1 rRNA gene is annotated in these 1161 nt (G+C 54.1%); it reads left to right on the forward strand.

Going from position 1 to position 1161, the window contains the following annotated elements:
- Positions 1 to 183: 183 nt before the first annotated feature.
- A 16S ribosomal RNA gene (locus DQ353_RS21095) occupies positions 184 to 1161 on the forward strand; the annotation flags it as partial.

Consider the following 1161-nt stretch of genomic DNA (forward strand, 5'->3'; position numbering starts at 1 on the left):
GTCTGTTGTTTGAGAACTCAATAGTGTGCCAAATTTGTTGATACCAATTTATTTATTTTATTGGTGAATGGTTTCAGGGTCCGCACCCCCGTGTGGATTCCTGGGGCAATTTGCCGGGATTTTTTTACTTGGTGCAACCCGGTCGACTTTTTCCAGTCGGCGTGTTGGTTGTGTCTGTATTTTTTTACGGAGAGTTTGATCCTGGCTCAGGATGAACGCTGGCGGCGTGCTTAACACATGCAAGTCGAACGATGACTTTTGTGCTTGCACAGAATGATTAGTGGCGAACGGGTGAGTAACACGTGAGTAACCTGCCCCTGACTTCGGGATAAGCCTGGGAAACTGGGTCTAATACCGGATATGCACCGTGGACCGCATGGTTCTTGGTGGAAAGACTTGTTGGTCAGGGATGGACTCGCGGCCTATCAGCTTGTTGGTGAGGTAATGGCTCACCAAGGCGACGACGGGTAGCCGGCCTGAGAGGGTGACCGGCCACACTGGGACTGAGACACGGCCCAGACTCCTACGGGAGGCAGCAGTGGGGAATATTGCACAATGGGCGAAAGCCTGATGCAGCGACGCCGCGTGAGGGATGACGGCCTTCGGGTTGTAAACCTCTTTCAGTAGGGAAGAAGCGAAAGTGACGGTACCTGCAGAAGAAGCGCCGGCTAACTACGTGCCAGCAGCCGCGGTAATACGTAGGGCGCAAGCGTTATCCGGAATTATTGGGCGTAAAGAGCTCGTAGGCGGTTTGTCGCGTCTATCGTGAAAGTCCGAGGCTCAACCTCGGATCTGCGGTGGGTACGGGCAGACTAGAGTGATGTAGGGGAGACTGGAATTCCTGGTGTAGCGGTGAAATGCGCAGATATCAGGAGGAACACCGATGGCGAAGGCAGGTCTCTGGGCATTAACTGACGCTGAGGAGCGAAAGCATGGGGAGCGAACAGGATTAGATACCCTGGTAGTCCATGCCGTAAACGTTGGGCACTAGGTGTGGGGGACATTCCACGTTTTCCGCGCCGTAGCTAACGCATTAAGTGCCCCGCCTGGGGAGTACGGCCGCAAGGCTAAAACTCAAAGGAATTGACGGGGGCCCGCACAAGCGGCGGAGCATGCGGATTAATTCGATGCAACGCGAAGAACCTTACCAAGGCTTGACAT

It is taken from the genome of Arthrobacter sp. AQ5-05 (assembly GCF_003287975.1).
In the GTDB taxonomy this organism is placed as follows: Bacteria; Actinomycetota; Actinomycetes; order Actinomycetales; family Micrococcaceae; genus Paeniglutamicibacter.